16 protein-coding genes are annotated in these 14,283 nt (G+C 63.5%); 9 read left to right on the forward strand and 7 right to left on the reverse strand.

The genetic code is table 11. The features are described from left to right. Nucleotides 1-39: 39 nt before the first annotated feature. The gene (locus UP06_RS41810) at nt 40-879 is read right to left on the reverse strand and encodes a hypothetical protein (RefSeq protein ID WP_063775650.1); all 840 of its coding nucleotides are present in this window, start codon (nt 877-879) and stop codon (nt 40-42) included. 196 nt (nt 880-1,075) lie between these two features. On the opposite strand from UP06_RS41810, the gene UP06_RS36525 reads away from it, so the two are divergent. Both UP06_RS36525 and UP06_RS36530 read left to right on the forward strand, forming a co-directional pair. Further along, nucleotides 1,076-2,155, forward strand: coding sequence for a SecDF P1 head subdomain-containing protein (locus UP06_RS36525; protein WP_045008489.1), 1,080 nt, complete (start codon nt 1,076-1,078; stop codon nt 2,153-2,155). 267 nt (nt 2,156-2,422) lie between these two features. Beyond that, a complete protein-coding gene (locus UP06_RS36530) occupies nt 2,423-3,229 on the forward strand; it encodes a Crp/Fnr family transcriptional regulator (protein ID WP_045008490.1) in 807 nt (268 codons plus the stop codon). A 28-nt stretch (nt 3,230-3,257) separates the two neighbouring features. Here UP06_RS36530 and UP06_RS36535 read toward each other — a convergent pair whose 3' ends face one another. The 4 genes from UP06_RS36535 to UP06_RS36550 form a co-directional block, all read right to left on the reverse strand. Next, nucleotides 3,258-3,899 (reverse strand): glutathione S-transferase family protein, encoded by a 642-nt coding sequence (locus UP06_RS36535; protein WP_045008491.1) that lies wholly within the window; start codon nt 3,897-3,899, stop codon nt 3,258-3,260. 109 nt (nt 3,900-4,008) lie between these two features. Further along, the gene (locus tag UP06_RS36540; protein WP_283806052.1) at nt 4,009-4,386 is read right to left on the reverse strand and encodes a response regulator; all 378 of its coding nucleotides are present in this window, start codon (nt 4,384-4,386) and stop codon (nt 4,009-4,011) included. Between the two features lie 2 nt (nt 4,387-4,388). Then, nucleotides 4,389-5,582 carry a sensor histidine kinase gene (locus tag UP06_RS36545; RefSeq protein WP_050032577.1) on the reverse strand — a complete coding sequence of 398 codons (1,194 nt, stop codon included), beginning with the start codon at nt 5,580-5,582 and terminating at the stop codon, nt 4,389-4,391. Nucleotides 5,583-5,769: 187 nt separating this feature from the next. After that, nucleotides 5,770-6,321, reverse strand: a complete 552-nt coding sequence (locus tag UP06_RS36550; RefSeq protein ID WP_045008492.1) for a cytochrome b — start codon at nt 6,319-6,321, stop codon at nt 5,770-5,772. A 173-nt stretch (nt 6,322-6,494) separates the two neighbouring features. On the opposite strand from UP06_RS36550, the gene murI reads away from it, so the two are divergent. The 7 genes from murI to UP06_RS36585 all read left to right on the forward strand — a co-directional run bounded on the left by murI (nt 6,495) and on the right by UP06_RS36585 (nt 11,585). Beyond that, nucleotides 6,495-7,292, forward strand: a complete 798-nt coding sequence (gene murI / locus UP06_RS36555; RefSeq protein WP_045008493.1) for a glutamate racemase — start codon at nt 6,495-6,497, stop codon at nt 7,290-7,292. Between the two features lie 61 nt (nt 7,293-7,353). Further along, on the forward strand, nt 7,354-8,127 hold the full coding sequence (locus tag UP06_RS36560) for an HpcH/HpaI aldolase family protein (protein WP_045008494.1): 774 nt from the start codon (nt 7,354-7,356) through the stop codon (nt 8,125-8,127). A gap of 213 nt (nt 8,128-8,340) precedes the next feature. Then, on the forward strand, nt 8,341-9,108 hold the full coding sequence (locus UP06_RS36565; RefSeq protein ID WP_045008495.1) for an acyltransferase: 768 nt from the start codon (nt 8,341-8,343) through the stop codon (nt 9,106-9,108). Between the two features lie 200 nt (nt 9,109-9,308). Beyond that, entirely contained in the window at nt 9,309-9,926 is a 618-nt protein-coding gene (rpsD, locus tag UP06_RS36570) for a 30S ribosomal protein S4 (RefSeq protein ID WP_045008496.1), read from the forward strand. Nucleotides 9,927-9,995: 69 nt separating this feature from the next. Further along, nucleotides 9,996-10,211: a hypothetical protein gene (locus UP06_RS36575; RefSeq protein ID WP_045008497.1), complete on the forward strand. Its 216-nt coding sequence runs from the start codon at nt 9,996-9,998 to the stop codon at nt 10,209-10,211. After that, complete coding sequence (locus tag UP06_RS36580) at nt 10,204-10,500, forward strand: type II toxin-antitoxin system RelE/ParE family toxin (protein WP_045008498.1); 297 nt, start codon at nt 10,204-10,206, stop codon at nt 10,498-10,500. Before UP06_RS36575 ends, UP06_RS36580 begins: the two co-directional genes overlap by 8 nt. Before the next feature lie 17 nt (nt 10,501-10,517). Further along, nucleotides 10,518-11,585: a threonine aldolase family protein gene (locus tag UP06_RS36585; RefSeq protein ID WP_045008499.1), complete on the forward strand. Its 1,068-nt coding sequence runs from the start codon at nt 10,518-10,520 to the stop codon at nt 11,583-11,585. Between the two features lie 106 nt (nt 11,586-11,691). Here the strand turns inward: UP06_RS36585 and UP06_RS36590 are convergent, their stop codons facing one another. Both UP06_RS36590 and UP06_RS36595 read right to left on the reverse strand, forming a co-directional pair. Next, nucleotides 11,692-12,954 carry a serine hydrolase domain-containing protein gene (locus UP06_RS36590; protein WP_045008500.1) on the reverse strand — a complete coding sequence of 421 codons (1,263 nt, stop codon included), beginning with the start codon at nt 12,952-12,954 and terminating at the stop codon, nt 11,692-11,694. Between the two features lies 1 nt (nt 12,955). Continuing rightward, nucleotides 12,956-14,242 carry a serine hydrolase domain-containing protein gene (locus UP06_RS36595; RefSeq protein WP_045008501.1) on the reverse strand — a complete coding sequence of 429 codons (1,287 nt, stop codon included), beginning with the start codon at nt 14,240-14,242 and terminating at the stop codon, nt 12,956-12,958. Between the last annotated feature and the right edge of the window lie 41 nt (nt 14,243-14,283).

Raw genomic sequence — 14,283 nt, forward strand, 5'->3', positions numbered from 1 at the left:
ACCGGCCGCTGGCGGCAAGGCGCTATCGGCACGACCGGCTTATGGGCGATCTGGCGTCCACCCTATCGCGTTGAAGGCGGCCGGTGCGGACATCACTTCCGGCTCAACAGTCGGCTTTCGCAGTATTGCATCCGCACGGTTCGAATCTGAAACCTCAATCGGGACGCCGGCCTTGCCGACGGCAAGCATCCCGGTCAGCTCCGGCGGCGCGGACATCACGTACCGGTCTGCCGCTTCGATCAGGCGGAGCAGCTCGTCGCGAATGAAGGCAGCTGACCATTCGGGCGGCAGACCCCTCACGGCGGCAAACTCGTCCGCCGGAATCGACAATGCATGCCGGCGGATTTCGTCGATGGTTCGACGCGGGGAAAAATTGGGCGGCTTGCCGGCTGCGGCAAGCACGAGTGGTCCGAGCGGACAATAGTCGCGGCCGATTGCGACGAGATCGGCGATATCGCGCGCTTTCGAGCGACCTGCCGCGGCAAGCACCTTGTTGATGGCAGTATCCGCCTGATGAAGACGGGCTCCCCATTCCTCGTCGCTGACGCGTGTAACGCGATCCAGCATCTTCCTGCCCATCGCAAAAGCTCTCGCGTCGCCGCGATCGATCATGGCGCGAGCGGCCACGGCGGCACGCGACCGCAGATCGGGAAGCCGATCGAGATCGACATTGTCGAGAATGCGTGGTCCGTAGAGACGAAGGGCGTTGTCGAGCAGCGATTGCAGATCCTTGGTCTGCCGGTGCTCTGCGCGCATCCGCGAGGCAAGCGCCAATACCTCGTCGCGCGCGGCCGGCGGAATCAGAACCTCGACGCGCACGAGGTCCGCGGCACCGCCCTGGCTTCGATATTTCCTGACACGCTTGTTCGCAGGGATCATTGGCTCGCCTCGCTCCGCGAGACATCAAACTATCACGTGTATCAAATACATATCCCGGTTACGGATATAAGATATTGATATGATTATTCTTCGCAAAACATCTTCCGGGCACGATGAACCTCTCTGCATCATACGCGGACCAAGGACTGGCAACGGGTTCGCGGAACGGCGCCGCGTCACCACACGCGAGGACACCATGACCAGGGCGCTGAGGAATCGAACCGGACGGCTCGCTGTCATGCTTTCCATCGCCATCGCGATCGCCCTGCCGCGCGCCGCGCTCGCCGATGACCAGTTCGACAAGATGCGCGCCAAGATCGTGGCCTTCGTCGGCGACAAGATGGAAAAGCTGGGCGGGTCACGCATCATCTACAAGGTGGACAGCTCTGACCTGCGCGAGAGCGTCGCCACGGATCTGCGCGACGACGTCTACAAGAACTTGCACGACGGCCATATCGCCTTCTCCAATCTTGCGATCCGCGACGGCGGCGTCGATGTAAAGATCGCGGACGCCAAAGGCCGCGATCAGCTCGCGCGCAAGCTCGCCTCAGCCGCGGACGGACTGCCCTCGCATGCGATCGCCGTGACTGACGGAAGCGACGGAGCGGCCAGGCTCGCACCGACCGATGCCGCATCCGCCACACGGCTGAATGAACTCGTCGAAGATTCCATCGCCATGATCGAGCAGCGCCTCAAGGATTCCGGCGTCAAGCTTGTCAGCATCGTCCCTGACGGGGCCGACCGCATCCGCATCTTCCTGCCTGGCGTGACCGATCCGGAACGCATCACCGCGATCTTCGCCCGGAAGGTCAAGGTCAGCTTCCGCCTGGTCGATGCCTCGATGTCACCGGAGCAGGCGCAATCCGGCACGCCGCCCGAAGGCTCGGAAGTCCTGCTCGGCTTCAAGGACAAGCGGCCCTATCTGGTCGCCAAGGACAGTGTACTCGACGGCGCGGACATCAACTATGCGGCGCCCGGCTTTGCGGCCGGCACCAAGGACCCGGTCGCCTCGTTCCGCTTCAACGGACGTGGCACGCGGCGCCTCGCCCATGTCACGGAAGAGAACGTCGGCAGATCCTTCGCCATCGTGCTCGACGACAAGGTGATCTCCGCCCCCGTGATCCGCGAGCCCATCACCGGCGGCTCGGTCCAGATCTCCGGTAATTTCACCCTCGAGGAGGCCAACAGCGTCGCCATGCTGCTCCGCGCCGGCGCGCTGCCCGGGCACCTCACCCTCGTCGAGCAGCAGGTCATCCAGCCCACCGCCAAGCCCTGAGGCGGAGATCGCTCCGCGCTCCGCCGCGCCCAGGTCCGTCCAAGACGCCCGCGAAGACGCCCGAGCCGCGCCCGGCGCCCCCGAATCACGGGCGCGCCTAGGCCATATGCGCAACCAACGGGCAATTGCCGAAACCACCGATCAGGCTAAAATTTGCCTCTTGCGACAAGACGGCCGGAGGTTTCATTCAAGCGGTCGTCATTCGATTTCGGCTATACCTACCAAGAATACCGACCAGGACTGAAAGCCTTACGCAGGGACCATACCATGCCGTCCGGCAGCGCAGACATTTCGTCGATCCTCGACCGCATTCTCGACGCGGCAACGGATAACCTCAGGATCGCGAAGATCCTGGTCCAGATGGGTCTCGATCCAAACAACGTCACCTACGACGCGATCTTCAATCGGTTGCTGGAGATCTTTGTCCACAACATTACGCTAGCCAATATGTTCGCCACGGTCGGGGCCGGCTTCTTCGTCGCCACCCTCTTGATGCGGACGATGGTGCCGCTGCGCGTCGCCAACATGATCGGCTGCGCCTTCTTCGCCATTTTCGGTGCGCTCTCCGCCAATGTCTCGACGTTCGTCCTGTACCTGCTGCTGCTTCCGATCAACGCCGTACGCCTGCGGCAGATGCTCAAGCTGGTCAAGAAGGCGCGACATGCGGCAGAAGGCGACATGTCGATCGAATGGCTCAAGCCGTTCATGACCGAGCGCAAATATCGCCACGGCGATACGCTCTTCAAGCTGGGCGATTCAGCCAACGAAATGCTCCTGACGGTCACCGGCAAGTTCCTGGTCAAGGAGATCAACGTCGAGATCGGGCCCGGCGCGCTGATGGGAGAGCTCGGCTTCCTGACGCCGGACAATCGGCGCACCGGAACGATCGAATGCATCGAGGACGGACAGGTGCTGACGATCACCTATGACCGGTTGCTCGAGATCTACTTTCAGGATCCGCAGTTCGGCTATTATTTCCTGGTGCTGACCAGCCAGCGCCTCCTGCAAAACATCGATCGCTTGCAGAAGCAGGTAACCGCGGCGCGGTCAGCGACCACGAACAGGACTGCGTGATCCGGCTCCGCGGACCTGGTTCTGCCGCTCAGCTCAAGAGCAGCGCCATGCCCGGATCGCCCTTCTCCATCGCACGCCGATAGGCTGGCCGCGCGCCGATCCGGCCGAGATATTTGACCACGTTCGGGCAGCGCGCGAGATCATAGGGCTGGAAGTAGCGCATCGTGGTGAGCGAGAAGCCCATCATGATGTCGGCGGTGGTGAAGGTGCTGCCCGCCAGATATTCGGCATCGCGCACGCGCGCATCGACCAGATCGAAGATGCGGTCGATGCGCACCCTGGTCGCAAGCAGCATCGGATTGTCCTCGGCGAGCTTGAGTCGGTTCAGAATCATCAACCGGCCCATGCCGGCTTGCAGCGTGCCGTTGGCGAAGTGAAACCAGTACAGGAATTGCACGAAATCGGGATCGTCGGCGCGGAGCACGAGGCGACCGTTGCCGTATTTGGCCAGGATGTAGTCAACGATGGCCCCGGATTCCGCGAGCACGAGGTCGCCGTCGGTGATGACGGGCGCAGCCCCGATCGGGTGCAGCGCCTTGTAGTCCGGCGGCGCCAGCATGGTCACGGGATCGCGCGTATAGTGCTTCAGCTCATAGGGGATCTCGAGCTCCTCGCAGAGCCAGACGATGCGTTCGGATTGCGATTTGCCGAGATGGTGCACGGTGAACATGAGACCTCCTGCGGGCAGAACTCCGCCCGTCCCAGCATAGCGCGGCGAAGCATCCGCTTGAAGATTGGTCGATGAGGAAAGAAGCGCAGGAGGTCCGCGCGGCCCGTCGTCAGGCGACCAGGCTGCGCAGCGCCCCGATCATCTTGTCCGGCGCATAGGGCTTGTTGAAGAACCGGCTCCGTTCCGGAAGTTCGGCGTGCTCGAGCAGCATGTGCCCGGAGACGACGACCAGCTGGATCGGGGGCCAGCGATTCCGCACGATTGCGGCCAGACGCAGGCCATCCATCGAGCCGGGCATGTCGACATCGGTCAGCACGATCCGGATATCGTCGCGGCCTTCCAGCATGACGATCGCCTCATCGGCGTTCTGCGCGAAGACCGGCGCCAGTCCTGCATCCTCGACCAGGTCGCCGGCAATCATCATCTGGAGCGGATCGTCCTCGACGACCAGCACCACCGGCTTTTTCAACTGCTGAACAGAACCCACGCTCAAGCCTGCAACGATGCGAGAGGAAAGCGCATCTCAGCCTTGAGGCCTTGGGGCGCCCAATCATAATCAAGCTTGCCGCTGAGGCCGGAGACCGTCGCGGAGACCAGACGCGCCCCATACCCTTGCGAGGCAGGCGGCGAGGCCAACGGGCCACCGCTCTCTTGCCAAACGAGATGCACGTCCTGATCCGCGATGGTCCAGGTCACCCTCACCGTTCCGCCCTCAGAGCTCAATGCACCATATTTAGCGGCATTGGTCGCCAGTTCATGGAACACGAGCGCGATATTGTTGGTTGCGCGCTCGCCGACCGGCAATGCCGGCCCGCGAACGATGGAGCGCATATGCTCGTGCGGACGCAAAATCCGCACAATCAGCTCTTCGAGCCCCACGCCGTCAGGTGCGCCCGCACCGAACTGCCGTCGCACCAGCGCGTTCGCATCGGCGAGCGCGAGCACGCGGCCGGTCAGCTTGTCGGCCAGCTCCGCCTGCGAGCTCGAGGTCCGATTGCTCATGCGGATCATGCTGGCCGTGAGCGCGAACAGGTTCTTGACGCGATGGCTCATTTCTCGCGTCAGCACTTCCTGCGCGTGGAGCGACTGATTCAGCCGTTCCTCGGTCTGGATCATGCGCAAGGCCACGCCCGCAAACGCGGCCAATTCCGTCGTGGCCTGGACGTGGCCGAGATCGAAGTACCCCGGCTCCTTCGCAACCAGCCATAGCGTGCCTATGGCACCACTGCCCTTGACCCGCAGAGGCACGAGCAGCACCTCCGGCACGGTGATGTTCGCGTCCGCGATCCACGCATAGACACGTTCCGGGCGGTCCATCAGGATCGGCCCGTCGAAATCAAGACAGACGCCGCAGGGGCTGTCGTTACGCGGCGTGGTCGCGCCTTCGAAGGCGGCGAGAACGCCCGCAAGGCCGAACCAGCGGAACAGCTCCTTGTCCTGTTCGAGGATGCTGATGCCGGCGGATTCTGCGCCGGAGATTTCCATGGCGAGCTTCACAAGCTGCGGCAGTATCTGCGTCGGCTGGTCCGACATGCGGTCGGCGATATCTTGGATCGCGAGCTTCTCGCGCAGGTGATTGCGCGGCGTGGTTGTCCGGCGGCCGAGCTCAGCCGTGATGAACACGCCGGCAAGGGATTGAGGCAGTTCTTCGCGCAGTCCCACTTGGGCCCCACTCAACAACACGGAAATCTCGTCTCGCAAGCTACCCGCGCCCGCCACCAGCCTCGGATTGTGCGTTCGGCGAGGTGGCGCCCTACTCCGGCACCGCTCTCGCGCCGGGCGTCGGAATGACGGCCACACGTGAGTGAACCGTTCTAATGCGGGAAGCTCGGGGAAGTTCCGCGCACTCCGTCATTGCGCGCGCAGCCCCCTACCCCGCCTCGTCCGTCACCATGCGCGCCACGACGCGGTCGCGGCGGATGAAGTGGTGCCAGAGGGCGGCAATCACGTGAACCCCGATCAGCGCCAGCAGCACATAGGCAAAGAAGATGTGGCGGTCCTCATAGGCGTCCGCCGCCGCCTTGTCCGGAGAGGTGAATTGCGGCACGTGAAACAGGCCGAAGAAATCCGAGTAATTGGGCGAGCGCGCACCGGAATGCGCCCAACCCAGCGTCGCGACCAGGATGACGACGAGATAGAGCGCGCCATGGCTGACATGGGCGGCGATCTTCTGCCAACGCGAGGTCTCGGCCGGCAGTGCCGGCGTCGGGTTGATGGCGCGCCAGACCAGACGCAGCACGGTGAGCAGCAGGATCATGTAACCGATATCGGCATGGATCGAGCGATAGAAGAACTTGTCGGGACGCGCCGGGATGTGATTCATCCACCAGCCGAAGCCGATCATGCCGATGATCGCCAGCGCCAAAACCCAGTGCAGCCCCCGGGCGACGCTGCCCCAGCCGGCCTTCGTGTTTCTGATCATGTCGGCTCCCCGAAAATTTGCGGATGTCCCAAAACCGCAGCGCAGCATGGCTGCTGATAGCGGGAACACGCGGCAGTCGTGAAATGGAATCGTTCCAAATCGGCCTCCCGGGCCGGCCGCCGCAAAACGGCCCAAAAAACCCAATGGTAACCATGCAGAGATAGGGTGAGGACGTGACTTATTCCCCGACGATCCTGGTGTTCGATTCCGGCCTTGGCGGGCTCACCGTGCTGCGTGAGGTCGTGGCCGCGCGCCCGGACGCGCATTACGTGTACGTCGCTGACGACGCCTTCTTCCCGTATGGCCACCATAGCGAGGACGAGATCATCGCCCGCGTGGTGCCGCTGATGGGCGAGCTGATCGGCACGCACGATCCCGATCTCATCGTCATCGCCTGCAACACCGCCTCCACCCTGGTGATGTCGCATTTGCGCGCCGCCTATTCCGTGCCCTTCGTTGGCACGGTGCCGGCAATCAAGCCGGCCTGCGCGCAGTCGAGGACCCGCCGCGTCTCGGTGCTCGGCACCAAGGGCACGGTGAAGCGCGAATACACCAAGGCGCTGATCCGTGATTTTGCGCAAGGCTGCGAGGTCACGCTGGTCGGCTCGCCCGAGCTCGCTTCGCTGGCCGAAGCCGCACTCAGCGGCCACGCAATCGCCGACGGCGACATCCTCGCCGAGCTCACCCCCTGCTTCGTCGGCGATGCCAACGACGCGGGCGCACGCACCGACACGGTGGTGCTCGCCTGCACGCATTACCCGCTGCTGCTCGATCGACTGGAAAAGCTCGCACCCTGGCCAGTCGACTGGATCGATCCGGCGCCCGCGATCGCCCGCCGCGTTTCGGACCTGCTCGGCCCGCACACGGGCGGCATCGTGCAATCAGGCGCCGAGATGATCTTCACCTCGAACCGCGCGCACACTCTCGCGGCAGCACTGACGCCGTTCTTCGGCGGCCGCGCGCTGGCCTGACTTTGCGGCTCAACGGCGCACTGCTAGGTTGCGCCGTCGTCATCTCCGCGCAGGTCATCCCATGTCGGTCCCGACTACGCCGCTGAACCGTCTCCGCCAATTGTGGCGCGAGGGCCGCCCCGCCTTCGGTGCGATCGCGACGATCCCGAGCGTGCAGACCGTGCAGATCATGGCGCGCTCGCTCGACTGGATCATCGTCGATCTCGAACACGGGCCGATCGGGCTCACCGAAGCGCATGCGATGATCGCCGCCACGACCGGCACGCCCTGCACGCCGCTGGTGCGGATCGCGGCGAACGAGCCATGGCTTGCCAAGGCGCCGATGGACATCGGCGCCTTCGGTATCAACTTTCCGATGATCACCAATCGCGCCGACGCCGAGAAGGCGGTGCGCAGCGTACGTTACCCGCCGCGCGGCGATCGGCTCTGGGGGCCGTTCCACGCGCCGTTCCGCTGGGGCCAGTCGATGCCCGACTACATGGCCGCGGCCGATGACGAGATGATCTGCATGATCACCATCGAGCATGTCGACGCCGTCAACCGCATCGACGAGATCATGGCGACGCCCGGCATCGACGTCGCGGTGATCGGTCCCGGCGATCTCGCCACCTCCATCAACAAGCGCGGCCAGATGGACGATCCGGAATTGCTGGAGCTGATCGCGCGGGCTGAAGCCGGCATCCTCAAGAGCGGCGTGCCGATCGGCGGCGTGGCGCGCACTGCAGATCAAGCCAACGCCCTGGTCGACCGCGGCTACCGCGCGATCGCGCTCGGCTTCGACTGGTCGCTGTTCCAGCGCGGCATCATGGCGGCGTTCGAGGGGATCAAGCGCTAAGCGGTGTTAGTGATCGAGGCGAAGCCGGAGATTTACGGAGATAAGTCATTGAAAATAATATCAATTTATGTTTTCTACAGCACCAAGCTGGCCTCGCCGGCGCCTTGATACGGCGAACCGACCGGGCGCAGGCGGGTTGGTTCGTGCTAGAGCAGGCGGCGAGCGGGAGCCCCCCTCGCCGCTCTAATTTCAGTCCTCGGGAACCGGAGAACGATGCGCGGTCAACCAAAGAACATTTCGCAACCGCGTCGCCTGATTATCGACCTCATGCGCGCCTCGATGGGTGTGCCCTTCGTGTCGCTGTCCCGCCCGCTCAATATCCGCCCGCTGCTCGAGGCCCGTGCCGGGGCAGCCGCACCAGCCGGCTGGGCCGCGATGTTCGTCAAAGCCTTCGCGCTGGTTGCCAGGGATGAGCCGGTCCTGCGCACCGTCTACGCCAAATGGCCATGGCCAACGCTCTACGAGCTCCCCAAGAGCGTAGCACTGGTCGCGATCGCCCGGGTCGAGGACGGCGAGGAATGCGTGCTGCCGCAGCGAATCGCAGCCCCGGAGGCCATGTCGCTGGCCGAAGTCGATGCCGAGATCCGGCACGCCAAGACGGCACCGATCGCTGATGTCCCGATGTTCCGCAAGATCATGCGGGCGACCCGCCTGCCCCAGCCGCTGCGATGGCTATCCTGGGCGGTGGGGCTGAATTTCGGCCGGCAGCGGGGCAACTGGTTTGGCAGCTTTGCGGTGAGCTCCGTGGCCGCCTATGGCGGCGGCGAGCTGCACCCCATCACTCCCGGCCCCTTTATCGTCAGCTACGGGGTGGTGGAACCTGACCAGACCATCCATGTCGTGATCCGCTGGGATCACAGGGTGACCGACGCTGCCCCGATCGCCCGGGTCCTGACCCGGCTGGAACAGGTGCTGAACACTGAAATCGCTGCCGAATTGCGCGCGGCCGGGCCGAAGCCGATTCGGGCGGTCGGGACCTGATTTCGGGGCCAGTCGCATTGACAGGACAGCCCAAACTCTCCTAAAAGCCCCCTGCTCGCGGGCCGATTTCGGCCCGCGAAGCGTTTCGCGACCCGTGGTCCTGCCTCCTATGCTTTGGGGATCGGACCTGTCGGTGCCGGACCTAGGTCTGTCACACAGGAGGGCGCGTTTCCTCAAACCATGAAATCAAAGAGGACGCGATGACTAAGCGCAGTGAAGCCAAGTACAAACTCGACCGCCGTATGGGCCAGAATATCTGGGGCCGCCCGAAGAGCCCCGTCAATCGCCGCGAATACGGCCCCGGCCAGCACGGCCAGCGCCGCAAGGGCAAGCTCTCCGACTTCGGCGTGCAGCTCCGCGCCAAGCAGAAGCTGAAGGGCTACTACGCCAACATCAGCGAGCGTCAGTTCCACAGCATCTATGTCGAGGCGAGCCGCCTCAAGGGCGACACCGGCGAGAACCTGATCGGCCTGCTCGAGCGTCGTCTCGACGCGGTCGTGTACCGCGCCAAGTTCGTCTCCACGATCTTCGCCGCCCGCCAGTTCATCAACCACGGCCACATCAAGGTGAACGGCCGCAAGGTCAACATCTCGAGCTACCTGCTCAAGGTCGGCGACGTGATCGAGGTCAAGGAAGCTTCCAAGCAACTTGCCCACGTCCTCGAAGCCAGCCAGCTCCCCGAGCGCGACACGCCCGACTATCTCGAAGTCGACCACGCCAAGATGACCGCAAAATACGTGCGCATCCCCGCCCTCTCCGACGTGCCGTTCCCGGTGCAGATGGAGCCCCATCTGGTCGTCGAATTCTATTCGCGCTGATCATTCGGTAAATCTATCGCTCAAAGGCCCCGGTTTCCGGGGCCTTTTTGTTGTGGTAACGTACTGTCGATGTCCCAGACGACCGACCAACTCGCTAACATCGCTCCCTCAGCAACGCCAACAGAGGCCGAGCTTGAGGCATGGGCCAAGCTGCCCCGCGACGAGCAGGTTCGCCGATATCAGGAGCTGTTCGCCCAGCCCGACTGCAACAACTTCACCTCGGACACGCCCGACGACATCCTCGCCGCCGCCCGGCAACGCGTCGCCCAACGCCGCCATGGCTGAGTATCGGTTATCGGAGCGTACCCGGGCCGATCTGATCGACATTTACGACTTCACCGAGAGCCGCTTCGGCAAGTATCAGGCTGAGGCTTATTATGCCGGTCTGATCCGCTCCTTCGGACTTCTCGCCGACTTCCCCCTTGTCGGCCAGCAAGTAGATGAACTAGCGGTCGGCTATCGACGTTTTCGCTTCCAATCCCATCTGATCTTCTACACCGTGCAACTCGACCACGTCGAAATCCGTGCCATTATTCATGGCGCGCAAGACATCAGACCGCAATTGTTCGACTAGATAACGCGAGATTAGGCATGCTCTACACCCCTCCCCCGATCGATCCCAAGGCGCCGCCGGTGCGCATCAATCTGCTCTCGGACACGCAGACCAAGCCGACGCCTGCAATGCGCGAGGCGATGGCGCGGGCCGAAGTCGGCGACGAGCAGGTCGGTGACGATCCGACCGTGAACGCGCTCTGCGAGCGCGTCGCCGAGCTGCTCGGCAAGGAAGCTGCGGTCTACATGCCGTCAGGCACGATGTGCAACGTCACCGCGACCCTGGTACATTGCCGCCCCGGCGACGAGATTTTGGCGCATGAGAGCGCGCACATCATCGCCCGCGAAGGCGGCGCACATGCGGCGATCGGCGGCTTCCAGGTCACGCAGCTGAAGGGCCCCGACGGCCAGTTCACGCCGGAGACCTTCCGCAAGGCGCTGCATCCGCGCACGCGCTACCAGCCGCCGCAGACGGTCGTCAGCGTCGAGCAGACCGCCAATATCGGCGGCGGCACCATCTGGAAGAAGGCCGCACTCGACGAGATCGTCGCGATCGCCAAGCAACATGGCCTCATCACCCACATGGACGGCGCCCGCCTCTTGAACGCCACGGTGGCGAGCGGAATCTCCCCGCGCGACATGACTGCGGGCTGGGATTCGGCCTGGATCGACTTCTCGAAGGGCCTGGGTGCGCCGATCGGCGGCGTGCTCGCCGGCTCACGCGCCTTCATCGACGCGGTCTGGCAGTGGAAGCAGCGCCTCGGCGGCTCGATGCGGCAGGCCGGCGTCTGTGCGGCTGCCTGCGTCTACGCGCTCGACCATCATGTTGACCGACTCGCCGACGACCACGCCAATGCGCGCGCGCTCGCTCGCGGGCTGTCACAGATATCAGGCGTCGAGGTGCAGGAGCCCGAGACCAATCTCGTGTTCTTCAAGCCCGATGGCGCCGGCATCGCGGGCGACAAGATGGTCGCCGCACTGCGCCAGCGCGGTGTGACGCTTGCGATGATGGACGGCCGCATCCGCGCCTGCACCCATCTCGACGTCAATGCGGCGATGATCGAGGAAGCCATTGGCTACGTGCGCGAGATCGTGCGCGGGGCGTAGGTCCCGTAGCCCGGATGGAGCGCAGCGAAATCCGGGGACACATCGGCAGCGGTCCCGGATTGCGCTTCGCTCCATCCGGGCTACGCACGTCGCAAATGGCTTGAGATCAGCGCCCCATCGCCTGATAGATCAGCGTCTTCAGCGCCAGTTGAATCCGACCGCGCTGCGACGGGGTCTGCACCATGAAGACCCCGAACAGATCGTCCTCGGGATCAATGAAGAAGAAGGTGCCGCCGACGCCGTCCCAACGATATTCGCCGAGCGGCCAGGAGGTACCCTCCGGCACCGAGGTGCGCACGGCGAAGCCGAGGCCGAAGCCCGAGCTGCCGCCTGGATAATAGTTCTGGTCGCGCGCGATCTTTGTCTCGGGACCGACATGATCCGACGCCATCAGCGCGATCGTCTCGGGCTTGAGGTAGCGCCGGCCTTCATAGCTGCCGCCATTCAGCAGCATCTGTGCGAAACGGGCGTAGTCGCCGATCGTGCCGACGAGACCGCCACCGCCCGATTCCCATTTCAGCGGCAGCCTGGGGTCGCGAACCTGCGTCGTCGGACTGATGTTGCGGTCATCCGGCATCGGCTCGGCAATGCGCGGGAATTTCGTGGGATCGGCGACGTAGAACGCGGTCTCGGTCATGCCGAGCGGATCGAGCAGCCGCTCCTTCTCGAACTGGAGCAGCGTTTTTCCGGAAATCACCTCGACGACGCGGCCCAGTATGTCGGTGGAGTAGCCATAGTCCCACATCGTGCCGGGCTGCTCGACGAACGGCAGCGTGGCGATCTTCGCAGCGAATTCGGCGTTGGTGAGATTACTGTGGAAGAGGTTGGCGTCGGCGTAGAGCTCACGCACCTTGCCGCCGCCATAATAGCCGTAAGGCAGCCCGGAGGTGTGCCGCATCAGATCCTTGATCGTGACCGGACGGTTGAGCGGCTCCAGCGCCAGCGCGATCTTGCCGTCCTCGGCCTTCTTCTCGACGCCTACCTTCATGTCGGCAAAGGCCGGAATATATTTCGAGACGGGATCGTCGAGCGAGAGCTTGCCCTCCTCGACCAGCATCATCGCCATGACTGACGTGATCGGCTTCGACATCGAATAGAGCCGGAAGATCGTGTCCGCGCTCATCGAAATCTCGGTCGCGACGTCGCGGACGCCGAAATTCTCGTAATAGACCAGCTTGCCGTGCTGCTGGAGCAGCATAATCGCACCCGGAAACTTGCCGGTCGCGATCTCGTTCCTGATGTAGTCGGAGACTTTTGCCAGCCCTTCGGGCGAGAGCGTATGCGCGCCCCGTCCCTCGGAGCCTGCTTGCGCACCGACTACGCCGAACAGAAGCACGAGCGCCGCGATCAGCGCGCGGCGCCCGCGCATGTCAATTCTCCATGGATTCATAGACCAGTTGCTTCAATGTCCGCTGCACGCGCTGGCGCTCGGTCGGGGTCTGCTCGAGCAGGACGAAGAACATGTCCTGCTTGGGATCGATCACGAAATAGCAGCCGGACGCGCCGTCCCATTTCAGTTCACCGAGATCGCCGGGCGGCGGCGGCTTGGCATTGCCGGGATCGGTGCGGACCGCAAGTCCGAGCCCAAAGCCGAAACCGTCACCGGGGAAGTAGAAATAATCGCGATCGACGCCGGACCCAGGCCCGATGTGATCCTTGGTCATCAACTTGAAGGTCTCGGGCTTCAGATAGGTCTTGCCATCGAACGATCCGCCATTGAGCAGCATCTGTACGAAGCGCGTATAGTCGCCCATGGTCGAGACCATGCCGCCGCTGGCGGACTCCCATTTCTTGACCTTGGTCGGATCGTTCTCGCGGCCGACCCGGAAGTCGCTGTCGGTTGGCAACGGCTGCGCCATCAGCTTCTGCTTTTCGGGATCGGTGACCAGGAAGCGGGTGTCGTTCATTCCCAAGGGATCAAGAAGCGTCTCGCGCTCGATCGTCAGCAGGGACTTGCCGGTCGCGACCTCCATCACTCGCGCCAGGATGTCGGTGGAATGGCCGTATTGCCAGAGCCCGCCCGGCTGATTGTGCAGCGGCAGTTTTGCGATCCGCTCGGCGAATTCGGCGAGATCGAAATCGCCGGCGTAGATGTTGGCGTCGCGATAGGCCTTGCGGACCAGGCTGTCGCCATAGAAGCCGTAGGTGACGCCGGAGGTGTGCGTCATCAAATCGTGCACCGTCATCGGCCGGCTCAGTGGCACGAGTTCGAGCGACTTGGTGCCGTCATCGGCTTTCTTCTCGACGCCGACCTTCATATTGGCAAAGGACGGAATGTACTTTGAGACGGGATCGTCGAGTTTGATCTTGCCTTCTTCCAGGAGCTGCATCGAGACCACGGCGGTGATCGCCTTGGTCATCGAAAACAGACGGAAGATGGTCTTGTCCGTAAGCGGCGCCTTGCTCACCACATCCTGTACGCCGAACGATTCCTTATAGACCGGCTTGCCGTGCTGTTGGATCAACACCATCGCGCCGGGGATCTTGCCGGTCGCGACCTCGTTCTTGAAGAACTCACTGACCTTGGCGAGCTTGTCCTGGTTGAAATGCGCGCCGGCTGGAATTTCGTAGGTGCCCTCCGCCCGCACCAGCGATATCGCGCCGAGCGATACCAGTGCGCCGCAGACAAGCGAGCGAAGTCCAAAATGCAAATTCATATCCCCTCCCCGGAACATGGGCCGGCGGAGTGTACTGACCG

Origin of the sequence: Bradyrhizobium sp. LTSP857, assembly GCF_000938285.1 — a bacterium.
Taxonomy (GTDB): Bacteria; Pseudomonadota; Alphaproteobacteria; order Rhizobiales; family Xanthobacteraceae; genus Bradyrhizobium.